The sequence below is a fragment of the Jiangella mangrovi genome, from assembly GCF_014204975.1.
Classification (GTDB): Bacteria; Actinomycetota; Actinomycetes; order Jiangellales; family Jiangellaceae; genus Jiangella; species Jiangella mangrovi.
In genome coordinates this window covers 6,261,980-6,280,704 of sequence record NZ_JACHMM010000001.1, presented here as the reverse complement: position 1 = coordinate 6,280,704, position 18,725 = coordinate 6,261,980, and the positions used below count along the sequence as shown (strand labels likewise).

The window sequence follows — 18,725 nt, the reverse complement described above, 5'->3', positions numbered from 1 at the left end:
TGCACTGTGGTGACCTGCCTCGGTTCGCGCCGCAGCGCAGGGGAGTGCGGCTCTGTACGCTCGTGACATGCCCGACGGGGTGACCCGGTTCCGGTTCCAGGAGCACGCGCTCGGCCAGCCCTGCCACGTGGCCCGGGTGACCATCCGCGGCGTCTCCGAGTCGCACCTGCATCTGGACTATTACGAGGTCATGGCGGTCTTCGGCGGCGCCGGCGAGCAGCGGCTGCGCTCCGAGCGGCAGGCGCTGGCCCCGGGCGACGTCGTGCTGGTCCGCCCGGGCGACCAGCACGCCGTCGTCGGCGACCCGCTGACCGGCGTCGAGTTCTTCAACGTCGCGTTCTCGGCGCAGTCCTGGCGCACGTTCGCCGACCTCGCCCAGCTCGCCGAGCCGCGCCGCTGGGATGACGCGCCCCGCCCGCCACTGGTGCGCCCCGAGCCGGCCGGCCACGAGGCCGTCCTGCGTGCCTGCGAGACGCTGGCCCGGCGGTTCCCCACCGGCACGACCATGCTCGACCTCGTCCGGTTCTGGACGGCGCTGACGGAGGTCGTCTGCCCGGAGGCGCCCGCCGTCCCGGCCGGCCCGTCGCCGTCGACGCCGTCGTGGCTGTCGGCCGCCTGCGCCGCCATGCGCCGCGAGGAGAACCTGCGCGACGGCGTGCCGCGCCTGCTCGAGCTGGCCTGCGTGAGCCCGGCGCACCTGTCGCGCAGCATGCGCCGGCACTACGGCGTCACCCCCACCGAGTACGTGACGGCGCTGCGGCTGCAGCACGCGGCCGGCCTGCTCGCGACCACCACCGGCACCGTCACCGGGATCGCGTTCCGCTGCGGCTTCCTCAGCCAGTCCTACTTCATCCGCTGCTTCGGCCGCCTGTACGGCAGCTCGCCGCAGCGGTTCAGGCTCGAGCTGCAGCGCAAGTACGTCCCGTGAGCGGGGGCTTCGGAATGGGGCAGCGAACAGGTTAGGCTCTCCTTACCCTGTCGTCGCTTCGAGGAGCGCGGATGTCCGTCGGTGCCGATCTGCCCATGCGGTTCTTCCGTGCCGAGGTCCTCGATGCGCGGCCCGTGTGCGCCGACATGATGCGTGTGGTCTTCGGCGGTCCCGGCCTCGCCGACTTCGCCTCGACCGGCGTGGGCGACGAGTACCTGCGGGTCTTCTTCCCCACGGGCGACGGTGCCGAGCCGGTCCTGCCGGTCATCCACGACAACGGCCGCTGGACCTATCCCGACGGCGCCGAGCCGTCGCCGATGCGCACCTACACCGTCCGCGACCACCGCCCCGAGCGCGGCGAGGTCGTCATCGACTTCGTGGTCCACGACGGTGGGGTGGCGGCGGAGTGGGCGCGCACGGCCGGGCCGGGTGACGTCGTCACCCTCAACACGCCGACCGGCATGTACGACGCGCCCGCGGACTTCACCTGGCAGCTGCTGCTCGCCGACTCCGCCGCCCTGCCTGCGGCGACGCGCATCCTCGAGAGCTGCCCGCCCGGCGTGCGGACCCGCGCGGTCTTCGAGGTGGCGTCGCCCGCGCACGAGGTGGACCTGCCCGCGCGCGACGGCGTCGAGGTCGTCTGGCTGCACGGCGGTAACGGCCACGGGCCGAGCCGGCTCGCGGACGTGCTGCGCGCGTGCGACCTGCCTGAGGGTCTCGCGTCCGGCGCCGGCTACGTCTGGGTCGCCGGCGAGACCGCCGTCCTGCGCGACGCCCGCCGCTACCTCCGGCACGAGCTGAAGCTGCCGCCGTCGGCCTACAAGGTGGTCGGCTACTGGACCGACAACGGCGAGGAGTACAACCGCCGCCTCGCCGAGCTGGACGAGAAGACGCAGGAGTGGCTGCTCGAGCCCTGGGACTCCGACGCCGACGAGGAGGACCAGGAGGACGAGTACATCGCCCGCCTGGAGAAGCTCGGCCTCTAGATGGGTGGTGGGCTCCCCGTCCGTCGTGGGCGAGTTACTACCGCCATAGCAGGAGTAACGCGCCCACGGCGCTCGCCGGGAGGGAGTTCTCCCCGCTATAGCGAGGAAAAGTCCCTCCCGACGACGCAGTAACCCCGCACCCGTCGCCAGACTCCCCCCGTCCCCTGATAGCTGCCCGTTCTTAGGCCGCGCGCCTGCGGGTCAAGCGGTCTTCTCCGCGCGAAGCGCCATCAGTCCGCTTGAGGCGCAGGTGCGCGGCCAAGAGAATGGGCAGCAGGGGGACGGGGCCACCCAACGCAACCACGCGCACCCACCCGATTGGTTCACCCGCCGGTAAGGCTCAGCCGGCCGGGGGCGTCGGGGCCGAGGCGGTGGTGGCGCGGGGTGGTGCCGCGCACCCGCTTGAACGCGACGCTCAGGGCGAAGGCGTTGGCGTACCCGACCCGGCGGGCGATGGTCTCGACTGTCGAGTCGGTCTGGCGCAGCAGGTCGGCCGCCAGGGTGAGCCGCCAGCCCGTCACGTAGGTCATGGGCGGCACGCCGACGAGCGCGGCGAAGCGGCGGGCGAACGCGGCCCGGGAGGCGCCGGCGCGGGCGGCCAGCTCGGCGAGGGTCCACGGGAACGCGGGGTCGTCGTGGATCAGGCGCAGCGCCGGGCCGACGACGGGGTCGCTGAGGGCGCGGTACCAGCCGGGCGCCTGCGCCTCGGGGCGGGCGAACCAGGCCCGCAGGCTCGCGATGAGCGCGAGGTCGAGCAGCCGGTCGAGGACCACGGACTGGCCGGGGTCGTCGCGCTCGAGCTCGGCGGCGAGCAGGGCGAGGACGGGGGCGACGTCGGCGTCGCGGGGGACGTGCACGATGGTGGGCAGCGCGCTGAGCAGCCGCGCCCCGATGTCGCCGCCGACCTGGTAGGTGCCGCTGACGACGACGGCGGCGCCCTCGCGTTCGGCGTCGCCCGGGCCGGCCTGGCCGATCAGGGCGAGGGCCTCGGCCATGGAGACGTCGGCGCCGTCCATGGTGCGCAGCGCGTTGCCGGCCAGCACCTGCAGCATCGGCGCGGTCGAAGGGTCGTCGCCGACGGTGTACGGGTGCGGACCGCGGACGATGGCGACCTCGCCGGCGCGGACGAGCACGGGCTCGGCGTCGTCGGGCACCACCCAGGCGTGCCCGCGCAGCACCGTCGCCAGGGCGAGGGCGGCGCCGTCGGTGATCCGGAGCGCCCACGGCGGCTCGAGCACCGTCCGGCAGAAGTCGGCCGAGCGCGCCCGGACGCCGTCGAGCACGTCAGCGAGAGCGTCCATACCCGCGAAGCCTAGACGATCAGACATGCAATCGACCAGAGCAGATATGGATCGTCTCGCCCACCGCCGCTGTACTGGACTCACCCGAACGGAAGGAGAGACCGATGTACGCGATCACCGGCATCACTGGTCACGTGGGCGGGGCGGCGGCGCGGACGCTGCTGGCCGCCGGAGAGCAGGTCCGGGCCGTCGTCCGCGACCCGGCCCAGGGCGAGGCGTGGCGGCGCGCGGGCGCCGCCGAGGTCGCCGTCGCCGACTTCACCGACCCCGCCGCCCTGGCCGCGGCGCTGGACGGCTGCCGCGGCGCGTTCGTCCTGCTGCCCACCGTCGCCACCGGCGGCGACGCCGAGCACCGGGGGCTGGCGGACGCGATCGCGGCGGGCGTCGCCGGCAGCGGCGTCCTGCACGTGGTCGCGCTGTCCTCATACGGCGCCGACCTGCCCGACGGCACCGGGCCGGTCCGCTGGCTGCACCACCTGGAGAACGCGCTGCGCGGCACCGGTGCGGTGGTGACGGCGATCCGCTCGCCGCACTTCCAGGAGAAGGCCGGCGACGTGCTCCCGGCCGTCCTGGCCGACGGCGTCTACCCGGTCTTCGCGAGCTCCGCCGACGTCGAGGTCCCGATGGCCGCCACCCGCGACATCGGTGCGGCGGTCGCGGCGGCACTGACGGACCCGCCGCTCACCTCGGAGGTCGTCGACCTCGACACGCCCCAGTACACCGAGCGGCAGGTGGCCGAGACTCTGGCCGGGCTGCTGGACCGGCACGTCGAGGTGGTCGTCCTGCCGCGGCCGGCCTGGACCGACGCCTTCCTCGGCGCCGGCCTGCCGCCCGAGCTGGCGGCGGAGCTCGTCGCGCTCTACGAGGCCACCGACCGCGGCCTCCTGGTCCCGCGCGGCGACCGGACCCACCCCTGCACCACTCCGTTGGAGACGACGCTGCGCGACCTGGTCGCTGACGCCGTCGCCGCCGCGTAGTCGCCTACGGCGCCACCGCGACGTACTTCTCCTCGAGGAACTCGAGGATCCCCTCCGAGCTGCCCTCGCGGCCCAGGCCGCTCTGCTTCGTGCCACCGAAGGGAGCGGCCGGGTCGCTGGCGACGCCCCGGTTGACGGCGACCATGCCGGCGTCGAGGCGCAGCGCCACCCGCAGCGCCTCGTCCTCGCGGCCGAACACGTAGCCGATGAGGCCGTAGATGGTGTCGTTGGCCATCCGGACCGCGTCGTCGACGGTGTCGAAGGGGACCAGCGCGGCGACCGGGCCGAAGATCTCCGTCCGGTTGATCGTCGAGCCGTGGGCGACGTCGACGAGGACGGTGGCGGGGTAGAAGGCGCCGGCGCCGGACGGGGCGGTGTCGCCGCCGAGCCGCACCTTCGCCCCCTCGGTGACCGCGGTGTCGACCAGGGAGGCGACCTTGTCGCGCTCCTCGGGCGAGACCAGCGCGCCGAGGGTGCTGGCGCGGTCGGTGCCGGGACCGAGGACGAAGGCGTCCATCGCGGCGGTGAGCTTGGCGGCGAACTCCTCGTACAGCGACGCGTGCACGTAGAACCGGTTCGCCGCGGTGCAGGCGGCGCCGCCGTTGCGCATCTTCGCGACGATCGCGCCGTCGACCGCGGCGTCGACGTCGGCACCCTCGAGGACGACGAACGGGGCGTTGCCGCCCAGCTCCATGGACGTGCTGACGACGGTGTCCGCTGCGGCGTGCAACAGGACGCGGCCGACCTCCGTCGACCCGGTGAAGGAGAGCTTGCGGACGGCGGGGTGGGCGACCATCGCGGCGACGGCCGGGCCGGTCGGCACCGGCGTGACCAGGTTGACCACACCGCGCGGCGCGCCGGCCCGCTCCAGTACGTCGACGACGTAGGCGGCGGTCAGCGGCGTCTCACGGGCCGGCTTGAGCACCGTCGTGCAGCCTGCGGCCAGCGCCGGAGCGAGCTTGCGCGTCGCCATGGCGGCCGGGAAGTTCCACGGCGTGACCAGCAGCGACACGCCGATCGGCTGGTGGGTGACGACAATGCGCTTGTCGCCGCTGGGGGAGAGGCGGAAGTCGCCGCCGACCCGCACCGACTCCTCGGAGAACCAGCGGAAGAACTCCGTCGCGTAGACCGCCTCGGCCAGCGCGTCGGGGAACGCCTTGCCGTTCTCGCGCACGATGATCTCGGCGAGGACCTCGCGCTCGGCGGTCAGGAGGTCGAACGCGCGCCGCAGCAGCTCGCCGCGCTCGCGCGGCGGGGTTGCCGCCCAGCCCTCGAACGCGGCCGCGGCCGCCTCGACCGCGGCCAGGCAGTCCGCCTCGGTGGCCGCGGCGAACGCCGCCAGCTCCGTCCCCTCCGCGGGGTCGAGCACGGGGAACGTGCGGCCCTCGCCGCCCGCGCGCCAGGCGCCGTCGATGTAGAGGTCGCTGCGGTAGTCCATGTGTGCCCCCTGGGCGCCGAAGAGAGTCAGGTGAGTGCCGAGACGTCGCCGGTCAGGGCGGCCTCGAGGATCGCGAGCAGCAGCTCGCGGGTGGCCGGGCGCGGCGAGTTGCCAGCCAGGCGGGTGACGCCGAGGGCCAGCTCGGCGATGCGGGGAAGCTGGTCGCGGGTGATGCCGATCTCGGCGAGCGTCGCCGGGATCCCGACGGCCGCCCGGATCTCCGCGACCCGGTCGATGGCGGCGTCCGGGGTGGCCGGCGCTCCCAGCGCCGCGCCCAGGGCGCTCAGCCGCGGTGCGCAGGCCGGCCGGATCGCCGCCATGACGTAGGGCAGCATCATCCCGGTGCCGACGCCGTGCGGCGTGTGCGTCAGCGCGCCGATCGGGTACTGCAGCGCGTGCGCCAGGTGTGTCCCGCCGCTGCCGAACGCCATGCCGGCCAGCAGGCTGCCGTAGGCGCACTGCTCGCGGGCGGCGAGGTCGGCGCCGTCGGCCACGGCCCGCGGCAGCGCGTCGCCCAATGCGTGTGCCGCCTCCAGCGCCAGCACCGAGCTGAGCCGGTTGTGCCCGACGAAGATCGGCAGCTGCGCGTCCCACGACGGCGGCCGCTCGATCGCGGTGTACGACTCGACGGCGTGCGCCAGCGCGTCGATGCCCGACGCCGCGGTCACCGACGGCGGCACGCCCACCGTCAGCTCCGGGTCGACGATGGCCACCCGCGGGACCAGCGCCGCGTCGGAGACGCCGACCTTCAGCTCGCGGTCGGGGTCGGACACGACGGCGACCGGCGTGACCTCCGAACCGGTGCCGGCCGTCGTCGGCACCGCCACGACCGGCAGCACCGGGCCGGGCACCGCGTTCTCGCCGTAGTACGCCGACAGCGGGCCCGGGTGCACCAGCAGCAGCGCCACCAGCTTGGCCAGGTCCAGCGCGCTGCCGCCGCCGAACCCGACGACGACGTCGGGCCGCACGTCGCGCGCCGCCGACACCGCGGCGTCGATACCGTCCAGCGGCAGCTCCGGCACCACGCCGGTGAAGACGTGCGCCTCGACGCCGGCCGCCTTCAGCCCGTCGAGGGCCGCCGCGAACTCCGTCATGCCGGCCACCACCGGGTCGGCGACCACGAACGCGCGCCGCCCGAGCCGCGCCACCGCGACCGGGATCCCGGCCCGCGCGCCGCGGCCGAACTGCACCGCGTCCGGCAGTCTCAGCACGCTCATTCCGTCTCCTCCGCCAGCTCACGAACCTGCCGCCACACCGCCGCGTCCACGGGGACACCGTCGCGTAGGTGCCGCTCCCGGGTCGCCCGGGCGCGGTCGCCGGGCACCGTCACGGGAGCACCGTCGCCGCTGGCCCGCACGTCGTCGAGGTAGCCGGCGATCCCGGCCAGCCGCGGCGCGAGGCCCATCGCGTCGACCGAGAACGCGACGAAGACGTCGCCCTTCGTCGAGGGGTGCTCGGTGTCGAGGGTGCCGGTGACGGCGGCGCCGAGGGCGCTGCCGGTGAGCGCGGCGACCAGCGTCTCCAGCGCCACGCCGAGCGCGTACCCCTTCGGCCCGCCGAACGGCGAGATGGCGCCGCCGGCCGCGGCGGTCGCGTCCGTCGTCGGCGCCCCGGCGGCGTCGATCGCCCAGCCGAGCGGGATCGCCTCCTCGCGCGCCGCGTGGTCGAGGATCCGGCCCATCGACACCGCGCCCGTCGACATGTCGAGGATCAGCGGGTCGCCGCCGGTCGGTACGCCGATGCCGACGGGGTTGGTCCCGACCATCGCGCGCGCCCCGCCCCACGGGTGGACCAGCGCCTCGCTGATCGTCAGCACCAGCGCCACGCAGTCGCCGTCGACCATGGTCTCGAGGTACGGCGCCAGCATGCCGACGTGCCCGGAGCCGCGGACCGCCGCGACGGCGACGCCTTGCGTGGCAGCCCGCTCGACCGCGAGACCGGCCGCGTGCCGCGCCACCACGGGGCCGAAGCCGCGCCGCCCGTCGACCACCGCCAGCCCCGGCGTCCGCCACTCGCAGCCGACTCCGGCGCCACTGACGATCAGGCCGGCGCGCAGCCGTGTGACCAGCACCGGAAGACGGCGCACCCCGTGCGACGGATGCCCGCGCAGGTCGCCCTCGACCAGCTGCTCCGCCTGCACGGCCGCCTCGTCCGGCACCGCGCCGGCGGCGGTCAGCGCCGCGTGCACCGCGGCGCGCAGCTCGGCCGCGCCGACCCGCGTCACCGTCGCCTCGACGGCGCTCATCGTGCGTCCTCGTTCATGCGGCCAGCGTCGCGGCCGGGCTAGTCTCCCGCCATGCCCCGTCCCGTGCAGCAGGACACCTACTCGTCGCTCCAGCGCGCGTTCGCCCTCCTCGACGTGTTCGGCTCCGACACCGGCGAGCTGAGCATCCGCGCGCTCGCCCAGGCCAGCGGCGTGCCGCGGTCGACGACGCACCGGCTGGTCCGCGAGCTGCTCGACTGGGGCGCGCTGGAGGCGGGGGAGTCCGGCGTGCGGCTCGGGGTGAAGCTCTTCGAGCTCGGTGCGCTGGTCCCCAGCCCGGCCGGCCTGCGCGAGGCCGCGCTGCCCTACATCCACGACCTCAGCGAGGTCACCGGGCTCACCGCCAACCTCGCCGTGCGCGACGGCACCGACATCGTCTACGTCGAGAAGGTGTCGCGGCGGTCGCTGCGGGTGCCGCACTCGCGGCTGGGCGGGCGGCTGAGCCTGCACGCCACGGCGCTGGGCAAGGCGATCCTCGCGTTCAGCGACGATGCGACCGTCGACGCCGTCGTGGCCGCCGGGCTGACGCGGCTGACCGACGGCACGCTCACCGACCCCGCGGCGCTACGGCGTGAGCTGGCCGCCGTCCGCCGGCAGCGGGTCGCCTACGACCTCGAGGAGTCCCAGCCCGGGCTGTTCTGCGTCGCGGCGCCGATCCTGTCGCCCCGGAAGGACGCCGTCGCCGCGGTCTCGGTGACGGGGGCGACGGCCCGGTCGCAGGCCCGGCTGTTCGCCGCCGCGGTGCACGGCGCGGCGCTGGCGATCGCGCGGGCGCTCCCGCCGCGGGCGCTCCCGCCGCGGGCGTCGCGTTAACGTTATCCTCAGCCGAACGACCGACGAGCGACGTCGATAGGGTGGCGATCATGGACGAGGGAGCAGGGCGCCCCGCGCGCCGCGAACCCGGCATCGCCGCGGTCGCCGAGGCCGCCGGCGTCTCGTACATGACGGTGTCGCGCGTCATCAACGGCCGCGGCGGCGTCGGCCAGGCCACCCGCGAGCGGGTCCGCAAGATCATCGACGAGATGGGCTACCGGCCCAACGTCGTCGCGCGGGCACTGCGCACCGGGCGCACCCACTCCATCGGCGTGGTCTGCTTCGCCTCGACCTTCCACGGCCCGGCCAGCCTGCTGTTCTCCGTCGAGCAGGCGGCCCGGTCGGCCGGCTTCTCCGTCAGCGTCGTCACCCTCAACGTGCTCGACGACATGAGCATCGACCAGGCGCTGGCCGAGCTGCGCGAGCAGGCCATCGAGGCGATCATCGTCATCTCGCCACACCGCTCCTCCGGCGACGCGCTGCGCTCCATGCACTCCGACATCCCGGTCGTGGCCATCTGGGGCCCCGAAGAGGTCGGCATGCACGTCATGGGCATGGACCACGTCGAGGCCGCCGCCAAGGCGACCACCCACCTGCTCGACCTCGGGCACCCCACCGTCTGGCACGTGTCCGGCCCGGCCGGCTGGACCGGCAGCGACCTGCGCGTCAAGGGCTGGCGCTCCACCCTGGCCGACGCCGGCCGCGAGATCCCGCCCGTCTACGAGGGCGACTGGCTGGCCACCAGTGGCTACGAGGCGGGGCGGCAGATCCTGGGGCGTGGCGACGTCAGTGCGGTGTTCCTGTCGAACGACCAGATGGCGCTGGGCTTCATGGCCGCGGCCCGGGAGCTGGGGCGGACGATCCCTGATGATCTCAGCGTGGTCGGCTACGACGACGAGCCCGGGTCGGCGTTCTTCAGCCCGCCGCTGACGACGGTGCACCAGGACTTCGAGCTGATCGGGCGGCGGGCGTTCGAGCTGACCGAACGGCTGCTCGACTCCGGCGACCGCGACTCCACCATGGTGACGGCGTTGCCGCCCGAGCTCGTGGTTCGCGCCAGCACGGGTCCCTACGCGGGGTGACGCGTTCGGCGGTGGGGTCTTGGCGTGGGTCGGGCCCACTGCTGTCTCGATTGTCGAGGGCGCGGCGGCACGCCTCAAGTCCGCGCCCTCTGTGGTTGCGTTGGGCGCTGTGGTCGGGGGCTTGGACTTGACCCGCGCCGCCGCGCCCTCGCCTTCAACAGCACCAGGGCCCCCTCCCCGGAATGGACCCGGCCCTCAGACCCGCCGTACTCCTGTCCCGCTGGCCGCTGACGGTTCTCGTGTGGTGTTCGGCAGGCGGTTCCGCCGGGGTTGGGTCTCGCCGGCCGCTCTCCATGATCAACAACCCTTTTGTGCTGCCCTGGCGACGCGAAAGGTTGATGATCATGGAAACCGGCGGGCGTGAGCCTGTCCGCGGTCACGGAGAGGTAACGTTAACGTTCGTGCCCGCGAGGTAGTTGACAATCCCCGCAGAGTTAACGTTAACCTACCCGGACGTTCGTGCTGCGGAGGTCATTTTGAAGATCACTGAGATCGTCACCACGCCGGTCGAGATCAACTACCGGTCCGAGTACCAGGCCGACAAGCGGTTCTATCCGAAGGCTCCGGAGCAGACCAACGTCATCGTCGAGATCCACACCGACACCGGCGTCGTCGGCATCGGGGAGGCGGCGCACTCGCCCGGGGTCTACGGCGAGACGGCCTGGCAGACCATCGAGGGCATCGAGTACCTGAAGCCGCACATCGTCGGCAAGGACCCGCGGCAGATCACGCGGATCCTCATGGAGGTCGACCGGCACTCGCCGATCAGCAACGTCGCGGCGAAGGCCGGCATCGACATGGCGTTGTACGACACCGTGGGCAAGGCCCTCGGCGTCCCCGTGTACCAGCTGCTCGGCGGCCGGGTGCACGACTCGCTGCGGACGCACATCACGCCGGCCACGTACGACGACACCACGTCGGACCTGCTGGCGCTGATCGACCAGGGGTACCGGGCGTTCAAGCAGAAGATGAGCGGCGACACCGACTACGACATCGCCCTGGTCAACCAGATCCTCGACGCCATTCCCGAGGACGTCGTGCTCAGCATCGACGTCAACCAGGGGTGGAGCGTCAACCAGACCCTCGACATCGTCGGGGTACTGGAGCGCCGGGCCCGCTTCCCGCGCAACCTCATCCTCGAGCAGCCCATCGACGGGTACGACCTGAAGGGCGCCGCCGAGATCCGGCGCGCCACCAGGATCCCTCTGATGCTCGACGACGGCATCCGCTCGGTCGCCGACCTGCGCAACGTCATCGACGCCCGGGCTGCCGACATCGTGAGCCTGAAGATCAGCCGGGTCGGCGGCATCCAGCCGTGCCTGCAGATGATCAAGATGGCCGAGGCGGCCAACATCGCCTACATCGTCGACGAGATCAACGAGATGCGCGTGGCCAACACCGCCGTCGCGCACCTGGCGCTGGCGTCGAAGCGGCCGATCTACACCGGCGTCTGCTGCCACCTGCTGCTCGAGGAGGACATCGTCACCGGCGGCGGCGTCCGGGTCGAGAACGGCGCCGCGGTCGTCGACGACGCGCCGGGCCTGGGCATCGAGGGCCTGGACCTGTCCAAGGTCCGCGCCAGCCGCAAGGCGGCCTGACATGAGCGTCCCGTTCGACCGGAAGGTCCGCGTCGGCGTCACCGAGAAGAACCAGCACGCGTACTGGGACATGGTGAACGCCGGCTGGCACGACGCGGCCGGGGCGCTCGGGCTGGACCTGCGCATCGAGGCCCCGCCGAGCGAGGACGTCGCGGCGCAGGTGGAGCTCATGCGCCGCCAGCTCGACGACGGCGTCGACGCGCTCGCGTTCGTGGCCACGCGGGCCGACGCGTTCGACGAGATCGTCGCCGAGGCGGACCGCCGCGGCGTCCCCGTCGTCGCGTTCGACCTGGACGCGCCGACGAGCGGGCGGCTGACGTTCGTCGGCATGCCGGCGATCAGGGACGTCGCGAACCGGCTCGGCGACGTGCTCGCCGAGCGGTTGCCGGCGGGGTCGACGGTGATCGCCCAGACCGGCTCCGACCACGCGCCCGGCGCGGCCGCCAAGCTCGCCGGGTTCCTCGAGTCCATGCAGCGCCACGGCCACCGCGTGGTGGTCGGCGAGAGCGACGGCGAGGACGTCGCCCGCTCGCTGCAGGTCGCGCGGCGGCTGCTCGAGGAGAACCCCGAGGCAGCCGGCATGTACGGCGTCTACGGCTACCACCCGATCGTGCAGGCCAGGGCCGCCGAGCTGGCCGGCCGCCCCGACCTCACGATCGTCGGCTACGACCTGCTGCCCGAGACCGTGGACCTGGTCGAGAGCGGCGCCGTCGCCTGCTCGGTCTGGATCCAGGAGTACTACTTCGGCTACCACACGGCCGTGCTGGTCAACGCGCTCGCGCGCACCGGGTCGCGCGAGGCGCTGCGAGCGTTCCGGATGGACCCCGACGACCTCGCCGGCAACGCCGTCTACCCGCCCGTCGCCTTCCACACGAAGGACACCATCGCCGGCTTCCGCAGCTTCGCGGCGGCCAAGTCGCTGCAGGCCCGCACGGCCACGACCGTGCTCTAGGCCTACGACCGCCGCCGCTCTCCTCAACGTCGACAGGAGGCACCATGATCATCGGAACACCCACCCGCCGGGTGCGCCGCGCGCTCGCGGCCCTCACCCTCACCACCGCCGCGGTCGCGCTGTCCGCCTGCGGCGGCGGTGACAACGCCGGTTCGTCCGGCGACGGCGACGTCACGCTCAACGCCCTGTTCCTGGACACCGACGTGTACACGCCGTGTGTCACCGACTACGTCCAGCGCTTCACCGACGAGACGGGCATCGAGGTCAACGTCCAGTCGGAGGGCTTCCAGGGCTACCACGACAAGCTGCTGACCACGCTGTCCAGCGGCTCGGACACCTACGACCTCACGATGATCGCCTACCAGTGGACGGGGGAGTTCTCGCCGTTCATGGTGCCGATCACCGACAAGGTCGAGGAGGACGAGGACGTCCTGGGCGGCATCCTGCCGGCGTCGACGGACACCTACGTGTTCGAGGACCAGCAGTACGCCATCCCGTTCACGGCTCAGGCCGAGACGCTGTTCTACCGCACCGATCTGTTCGAGCAGGCCGGGCTGGAGCCGCCGACGACCTGGCAGGAGTTCACCGACACGGCGGAGTTCTTCTCCGACAACCCGGACTTCCCAGGGGTGTACGGGACCTCCGTCAAGGCGGCGCCGTCGCACGCGCAGACGATGTTCGACAACCGCTACTACGGCTTCGGCGGCGAGGCGCTCGGCGAGCCCGGCAGCGAGATGGACGTCGACGCGGCCGCGCAGGCGCTGCAGCAGCTGAAGGACGACGCGACGGTGTACTCGCCGCCCGGCGCGCTGGCCGCGACGTTCGCCGAGGTGGCCGCGCAGTTCGCCGGCGGCACGGTCGCGATGGCCGAGCTGATGCCGACGACGGTGCTCGGCCTGGTGAACGACGAGGGCGACAGCAACAAGGTGCTGGGCAACGTCGGCGCGACGGTGATCCCCGGCGGGCACGGTGAGGCCGGCGGCTGGGGCCTGAGCGTCACCCAGACGTCGAAGCAGCAGGACGCCGCCTACGAGCTGGCCCGGTTCATGACCTCGGAGGAGGCGGACCTCGCCTGCTACAACGACTACGGCAAGCCGGCCGTGCAGCAGGCGACCTACGACGACCCCGACGTGCAGGCGGCCTGGCAGACCCAGGGCATCCTCGACGCGCTGTCCAGCTCGCTGGGCAAGGCCCGGGGTGCGACCGCCGCGCAGATCAACGGCATGATGGACGACACCGTGTCGCGGTTCCTCGCCGGCCAGGCCGGCAGTGCCGAGGAGGCCGCCCAGGAGCTGGCCGACCAGTACCGCGACCTCGTCGGCGACTAGGACCGCACCTCATGACGACCACCCTGAGTCCGCGCACGCGGCGGACCGACGTCGGCGGGCCGGCTCCCGGCCGGTCCCGCCGGCGGACGCCGACGGCGTACTTCTGGATGCTGGTGCCCAGCGTGGCGCTGCTGCTCGCGTTCGCCGGGTATCCGCTGGTCCGCACCGTGATGTACAGCTTCACCGACCTGAACGCGGCCGGTGTCGGCGACATCGTCGGCCTCGACAACTACGTGCGGCTGTTCGAGGACGACCTGTTCCGCGAGGCGGTGCGCGTCACCGTCGTCTACACCGTCGTGTCGGTGGCGATCGAGGTCGTGCTCGCGTGGGGACTGGCGCTGCTCCTGCAGGGCCCGATCTCGCGGCTGGGGCACCTGCTGCGGGTGATCATCGCGATCCCCATGGCGCTGTGCCCGGTGGTCGTCGGCATCGTCTGGCGGTTCCTGTTCAACCCCCAGTACGGGTGGATCAACGCGCTGCTCGGGACGCCGGACCGCGACTGGACCGGCGATCCCGAGCGGGCGCTCGGCGTCATGATCTTCGTCGATGTGTGGGCGTGGACGCCGTTCGTGTTCATGATGCTCTCGGCCGGGCTGCTGGCGATCCCGGACGACATCAAGGAGGCCGCCCGCCTCGACGGGGCCAATGCCGTGCGCAGCTTCTGGAGCATCACGCTGCCGCTGATGATGCCGGTGACGCTGGTGGCGATGCTCCTGCGGATCATCGACGCCGCCAAGGCGTTCGACCTGCCGTACGCGCTCACGTCGGGCGGGCCGGGCAACGCGACCACGACCGTCGGCATCTTCCTGTACAAACGCGGCTTCGCGGAGTTCCAGCAGGGGTACGCGTCGGCGCTGGCCGTGGTGTTCACGCTCGCGCTCGTGGTGTTCGCCGTGGTGTACCTCGGCGTCATGCGGCGCGCGGACAGGAGGGCCGGGCTGTGACTCGCATCCTGCTGACGGCGCTGCGCACGGTCGCCGTGCTCGTGCTGCTCGTGGCCACCCTGCTGCCGCTGGTGTGGGTCGTGAGCACGACGTTCAAGTCCAACAGCGACATCCTGGTGTTCCCGCCGCAGGTCATCCCGCTGAACCCGACGCTGGACAACGTGGTCGACTTCTTCTCCGACCCCGCCCGGCTGAAGTTCTTCGGCAACAGCCTGGTGGCGACGACGGTGTCGACGGTGCTGACCATCGCGCTGGCGGTGCCGGCGGCCTACGCGCTGACGGTGCACCGCTTCCCGCGCGACGTCGGGCGGCACGTGCGGGTGGGGTTCCTGCTGCTGCGGTTCCTGCCCGCGTTCGCCGTCGTGGTGCCGATCTTCGTCCTGCTGCGACAGGCCGGCCTGATCGACAGCGTGGGCGCGCTGATCCTCGTGTACACGGCGTTCCACCTGCCGATCGCGATCTGGATGATCAGCCCGGCCATCGCGCAGCTCCCGGTCGAGGTGCGCGAGGCGGCGTCGGTCGACGGCGCCGGGCCGGTGCGCGCGCTCTGGTTCGTGGTCGTGCCCTTGATCCGGCCGGCGACGGCGACGGCTGCGGCGTTCTGCTCGATCCTGTCGTGGAACGAGTTCTTCTTCGCGCTGATCTTCACCAACCAGAACGCGCGGACGTACCCGATCCTCATCAGCTCGTTCGTCACCGACTCCGGCCCGCAGTGGGGCGCCATCGCGATGACCGCGCTCATGGCGATCGTCCCGATCGTGATCCTGTGCGCGTTCCTGCAGCGCAACCTGGTCAGCGGCCTGACGGCGGGAGCGGTGCGGTGAGCGACGGGCGCGGGTCAGCGCGAGGCGAGGACGGCCGTGATCGCCGTCGCCGCGTCGACGACCCGGGCGCCCAGCCGGGCCCGGTCGTCGACGCGGTACCGCAGCACCGGCACCACCAGGACGATCGCCGCGACCGGCGCGCCGGACCCGTCGGTGATCGCGGCGCCGATGCCGACGGTGTGCCCGCTCTCGGCGGGGCGCACGCAGTAGCCGTCGCGGCGGGCGGCGGCCACCAGCTCGTCGGCCGCCGCGTCGCCGGTGGTCTCGCCCGCGGCGGCCAGCACGGCCAGCCCGCCGGCCGTCGTCGTGCCGTCGAAGACGGTGCCGATGGGCGCGACGATGCGCAGCTCGTGCCGGCTCTCGGCGTGGTCGACGACGACCATGCGGCCGCCGGGTCCGGGGACGGACAGGTGGACGGTCTCGCCGGTGTCGTCGCGCAGCGCGGCCATGACCGGCGCCGCCGCCTCGCCCAGCCGCAGCGGACCCCGTCCGGCCGACAGCGCCTCCCGCGGGCGCGGCGCGACCTGCCAGCGGGTGACGTCGCCGGAGGCGATCTCGATCCAGCCGGCGCTCTCGAGCGTGCGGAGGATGCGTTGCACCGTCGACTTCGACAGCTCCAGCAGCGGGACCAGCTCGGCCAGCCGGACCGGCTGCCGCTCGGCGATGAGCTCGAAGGCGCGCAGGCTGCGCAGCACGCTCTGCATGCCGGGGTCGTCGCGCACACCCCATCGTGGCACGGCAGGAGCGTCGGGGATCATGCGGTGCTCACGATGCCCCGCGACTCCATGAGGAAGCCGGCGAGGTAGTCGTCGTGCGGGACCCGCGGGTCGGCCCACCAGGTCGGCCGGGCGCCCACGTAGACGTTGCGGATGGTGCGCTCCTCGGCGAGCGCGTCGATGAGCGCGTCGTCGTTGGTCAGCGCGGTGAGGACGAGCGTCCCGCGCAGCGGTGCGACCCCGTCGCCGGCGCGGCTCCAGGGCGCGACCCACACGCACGGGAACGGCAGCTCGGCGCCCAGTTGCGGCGCCGCGGCCGACGCCAGCAGGTGCACGGCGGGCCGGAGGGCGGCACTGCCGTCGCCGAGCTCGGCGACGATCGAGTCCGCCGTCGCGCCGACCGGCTCCGCGTCCGCCGCGACCGACCGGAGCTGCGTCTCCAGCGCGCGTGCCGCGGCGACGGGGTGGACCGGCAGCACGGCGTCGTCGTCCTCGGGGTGGGTCACCGGCAGCGTCGCGAGCCGGTCCGCGAGCGCCGTCGCGAAGGCCCGGGCCTCGTCCGCGCCGCCCTCGACCAGCACGCCGGTGACGTTGGTGCAGCCCGCGCCGCCACTGCGGGCGGCGGAGTCGGCGACCAGGTCGACGAGGTCCGCGTGGTCGCGCCAGTCGGCGTCGGCGGCGAGCAGGATCTTCGTCCGGCCCGGGCCTTGGGGGAGCACCGTGGGGTCGGCGCCGTAGCGCTGGATCACCGCGTCGCCGCCGTAGACCATCGAGAGGTCGGCCAGTCGCAGCATCGTGGCGGACACAGCGTGGTCGGTGGGCAGCAGAACGACGGCGTCGGCGCCGAAGCCGGCCTCGCGCAGCGCCGCGACCAGCCGGGCCGGGGTGAACGGCTCCTTGCGCGACGGCCGGACGGCGACCCGGTAGCCCAGGGCGAGCGCCTGGATCCAGGCGGCGTGCACGGACGGATGGTTGCCCGCGGCGTGCACCCCGAACACGTCGCCGCGGCGGGACCAGAGCGCGGCGCCGTCGCGGGCCTCGGGGTCGCGCCAGCCGGTGACGGCGCCGGCCGGGCGCGCCGCCTGGGCGTCCTCCCACGCCGACGCGCAGCGGGCGACGATCTTCTCCGTCGACGCGCGGACCGCGGTGATGCCCAGTCCGGCGACCCGGCTGACCAGGTGCTGGTAGTCGTCCGGGCCGAGGCCCAGCAGGGTCGCGGACCCGAACAGCCCGGCCGCCGTCCGCAGCATGGCCCGGCGCTGCTCGAGCGGGGCGGTCGTGCCCTTGCGCAGCGCGGCCATGGCGCGGGCGACGTACGGGTCCGGAACCAGGCCGACCTCGGCGACGGTGCGGCCGGTGACGTCGGTGACCGGCTCGCGGTACCGGGCCCGGTAGGCGCCGGCCGGGCCGAGCGCGTCGACCTGCACGAGGGCGTCGGTCGTCATCAGTACACCCCTTCGACGACGGCCACGCCGCCGAACTCCGCCAGCGGCGCGACGTCGGCGATCGCGTCGCCGACGTGGCCGGGCAGCGGCTCGAGCCGGGTCGCGGTGTCGCGCTCGGCGTTGTTCGGCAGCAGGAACGACTTGCTCACGTGGTGGACGACGAGCCGGCCACGCTCGCCGTAGGGCACCGGCTCGCCCGTCTGGGCGTCGACGACGCTCAGCGTCACGTACGGCGACACCGACGGGTCGAGGGCGCAGGGCGCGTCGTCGTCGAGCCCGGGCCGCTCGGCGCCGCCGGCGCCCAGAGCCATCGTCGTGCCGTAGCGGCAGGACAGGACGGCGTCCGGCAGCAGCTCTGTGCGGTAGTAGTGCCGCGCCTCCGGGTCCATGGACGCGCCGCCCCACACCAGGTAGCGGATCTTCTGCTGGACCGCCTCGAGGAGGTCGTCGCGCTCGGTCAGCCGGGCCAGCACCGGCGGCGTGATCCGCATGGCCGAGACCGGCTGCTGCAGCAGGACGAACGCCGCCTGGTCGAGCAGGTGGTCGACGTAGGCGTCGACGCCCTGGCCGGCGCCGGCCAGCTTCTTCACCCACCGCGGGTCGAGGTCGATGCCGAACACCAGGCTGCCCCGGCTGTGCGCCGACGCCGCGCGCTTGACCTGCTCGAACGCGCCGTGCGGGCCGGCCGGCAGCATGGCCAGCCAGTGCGTGCCGGGCCCCAGGCCCGCGGCGGTCAGGACGCCGGCCTCGCGGTGCGAGAACAGGTCGGCGAACGGGCGCAGCAGCGGGATCCGCTTCGGCGCGCCCGTGGTGCCGCCGCTCTCGATGACGGAGACGACGTCGGGGTGCGGGCCGAAGCCCAGGGGGATGAGGTCCGCCACCGCGACGTCGCGCAGCTCGTCGGTGACGTTCGGGAACAGCCGCAGGTCCGCCCAGGTCCGCACGTCGGCGACCGGGTCGAACCCGAGCGTCGCGGCCCGGCGCAGCCAGAAGGGCGTACCGGTCTCGGGGCCGAAGTGCCAGCGCATGGCCGCCCGGACCAGCTCGTCCGGGTCGACCCGGGCGTCCGGGCCGACGTCGAGGATCCGCAGGGCGGTGTCGAGATCGAGGTCCATGATGCAGCACGCTAT

Annotated in this window: 17 protein-coding genes; 10 read left to right on the top strand and 7 right to left on the bottom strand. The window is 73.5% G+C overall.

Features of this window, described 5'->3' with window-relative positions:
* Positions 1 to 67 precede the first annotated feature (67 nt).
* Complete coding sequence (locus tag HD601_RS28995) at positions 68 to 928, top strand: AraC family transcriptional regulator (protein WP_184827876.1); 861 nt, start codon at positions 68 to 70, stop codon at positions 926 to 928.
* A 71-nt stretch (positions 929 to 999) separates the two neighbouring features.
* A complete protein-coding gene (locus HD601_RS28990; protein WP_221441407.1) occupies positions 1,000 to 1,914 on the top strand; it encodes a siderophore-interacting protein in 915 nt (304 codons plus the stop codon).
* Between the two features lie 323 nt (positions 1,915 to 2,237).
* Here the strand turns inward: HD601_RS28990 and HD601_RS28985 are convergent, their stop codons facing one another.
* The gene (locus HD601_RS28985; protein ID WP_184827873.1) at positions 2,238 to 3,215 is read right to left on the bottom strand and encodes an AraC family transcriptional regulator; all 978 of its coding nucleotides are present in this window, start codon (positions 3,213 to 3,215) and stop codon (positions 2,238 to 2,240) included.
* 104 nt (positions 3,216 to 3,319) lie between these two features.
* On the opposite strand from HD601_RS28985, the gene HD601_RS28980 reads away from it, so the two are divergent.
* Positions 3,320 to 4,192 carry an NAD(P)H-binding protein gene (locus HD601_RS28980; RefSeq protein WP_184827871.1) on the top strand — a complete coding sequence of 291 codons (873 nt, stop codon included), beginning with the start codon at positions 3,320 to 3,322 and terminating at the stop codon, positions 4,190 to 4,192.
* Between the two features lie 4 nt (positions 4,193 to 4,196).
* Here the strand turns inward: HD601_RS28980 and HD601_RS28975 are convergent, their stop codons facing one another.
* The 3 genes from HD601_RS28975 to HD601_RS28965 are packed head-to-tail and all read right to left on the bottom strand — an operon-like array spanning position 4,197 to position 7,875.
* Entirely contained in the window at positions 4,197 to 5,630 is a 1,434-nt protein-coding gene (locus tag HD601_RS28975; protein WP_184827869.1) for an NAD-dependent succinate-semialdehyde dehydrogenase, read from the bottom strand.
* 26 nt (positions 5,631 to 5,656) lie between these two features.
* Positions 5,657 to 6,847, bottom strand: coding sequence for an iron-containing alcohol dehydrogenase (locus HD601_RS28970; RefSeq protein WP_184827867.1), 1,191 nt, complete (start codon positions 6,845 to 6,847; stop codon positions 5,657 to 5,659).
* Entirely contained in the window at positions 6,844 to 7,875 is a 1,032-nt protein-coding gene (locus tag HD601_RS28965) for an Ldh family oxidoreductase (RefSeq protein WP_184827865.1), read from the bottom strand. Before HD601_RS28965 ends, HD601_RS28970 begins: the two co-directional genes overlap by 4 nt.
* A 51-nt stretch (positions 7,876 to 7,926) precedes the next feature.
* On the opposite strand from HD601_RS28965, the gene HD601_RS28960 reads away from it, so the two are divergent.
* From HD601_RS28960 to HD601_RS34380, 7 genes are all read left to right on the top strand, one after another.
* On the top strand, positions 7,927 to 8,706 hold the full coding sequence (locus tag HD601_RS28960; RefSeq protein ID WP_184827863.1) for an IclR family transcriptional regulator: 780 nt from the start codon (positions 7,927 to 7,929) through the stop codon (positions 8,704 to 8,706).
* Between the two features lie 50 nt (positions 8,707 to 8,756).
* Positions 8,757 to 9,788, top strand: coding sequence for a LacI family DNA-binding transcriptional regulator (locus HD601_RS28955; RefSeq protein WP_184827861.1), 1,032 nt, complete (start codon positions 8,757 to 8,759; stop codon positions 9,786 to 9,788).
* Between the two features lie 476 nt (positions 9,789 to 10,264).
* Positions 10,265 to 11,386 (top strand): mandelate racemase/muconate lactonizing enzyme family protein, encoded by a 1,122-nt coding sequence (locus tag HD601_RS28950; RefSeq protein WP_184827859.1) that lies wholly within the window; start codon positions 10,265 to 10,267, stop codon positions 11,384 to 11,386.
* 1 nt (position 11,387) lies between these two features.
* A complete protein-coding gene (locus HD601_RS28945; protein WP_184827857.1) occupies positions 11,388 to 12,338 on the top strand; it encodes a substrate-binding domain-containing protein in 951 nt (316 codons plus the stop codon).
* Positions 12,339 to 12,382: 44 nt separating this feature from the next.
* On the top strand, positions 12,383 to 13,666 hold the full coding sequence (locus tag HD601_RS28940) for an ABC transporter substrate-binding protein (RefSeq protein ID WP_184827854.1): 1,284 nt from the start codon (positions 12,383 to 12,385) through the stop codon (positions 13,664 to 13,666).
* A gap of 11 nt (positions 13,667 to 13,677) precedes the next feature.
* Positions 13,678 to 14,610, top strand: coding sequence for a carbohydrate ABC transporter permease (locus HD601_RS28935; RefSeq protein WP_184827853.1), 933 nt, complete (start codon positions 13,678 to 13,680; stop codon positions 14,608 to 14,610).
* Positions 14,607 to 15,434, top strand: coding sequence for an ABC transporter permease subunit (locus HD601_RS34380; protein ID WP_184827851.1), 828 nt, complete (start codon positions 14,607 to 14,609; stop codon positions 15,432 to 15,434). Before HD601_RS28935 ends, HD601_RS34380 begins: the two co-directional genes overlap by 4 nt.
* Positions 15,435 to 15,448: 14 nt before the next feature.
* Here the strand turns inward: HD601_RS34380 and HD601_RS28925 are convergent, their stop codons facing one another.
* The 3 genes from HD601_RS28925 to HD601_RS28915 are packed head-to-tail and all read right to left on the bottom strand — an operon-like array spanning position 15,449 to position 18,710.
* Positions 15,449 to 16,171: an IclR family transcriptional regulator domain-containing protein gene (locus HD601_RS28925; RefSeq protein WP_184827849.1), complete on the bottom strand. Its 723-nt coding sequence runs from the start codon at positions 16,169 to 16,171 to the stop codon at positions 15,449 to 15,451.
* A gap of 17 nt (positions 16,172 to 16,188) precedes the next feature.
* Positions 16,189 to 17,595, bottom strand: a complete 1,407-nt coding sequence (locus HD601_RS28920) for an aldehyde dehydrogenase family protein (protein ID WP_184827847.1) — start codon at positions 17,593 to 17,595, stop codon at positions 16,189 to 16,191.
* Positions 17,595 to 18,710, bottom strand: coding sequence for an AMP-binding protein (locus HD601_RS28915; RefSeq protein WP_184827845.1), 1,116 nt, complete (start codon positions 18,708 to 18,710; stop codon positions 17,595 to 17,597). The genes HD601_RS28920 and HD601_RS28915 overlap by 1 nt, the downstream gene beginning before the upstream one ends.
* Positions 18,711 to 18,725 lie beyond the last annotated feature (15 nt).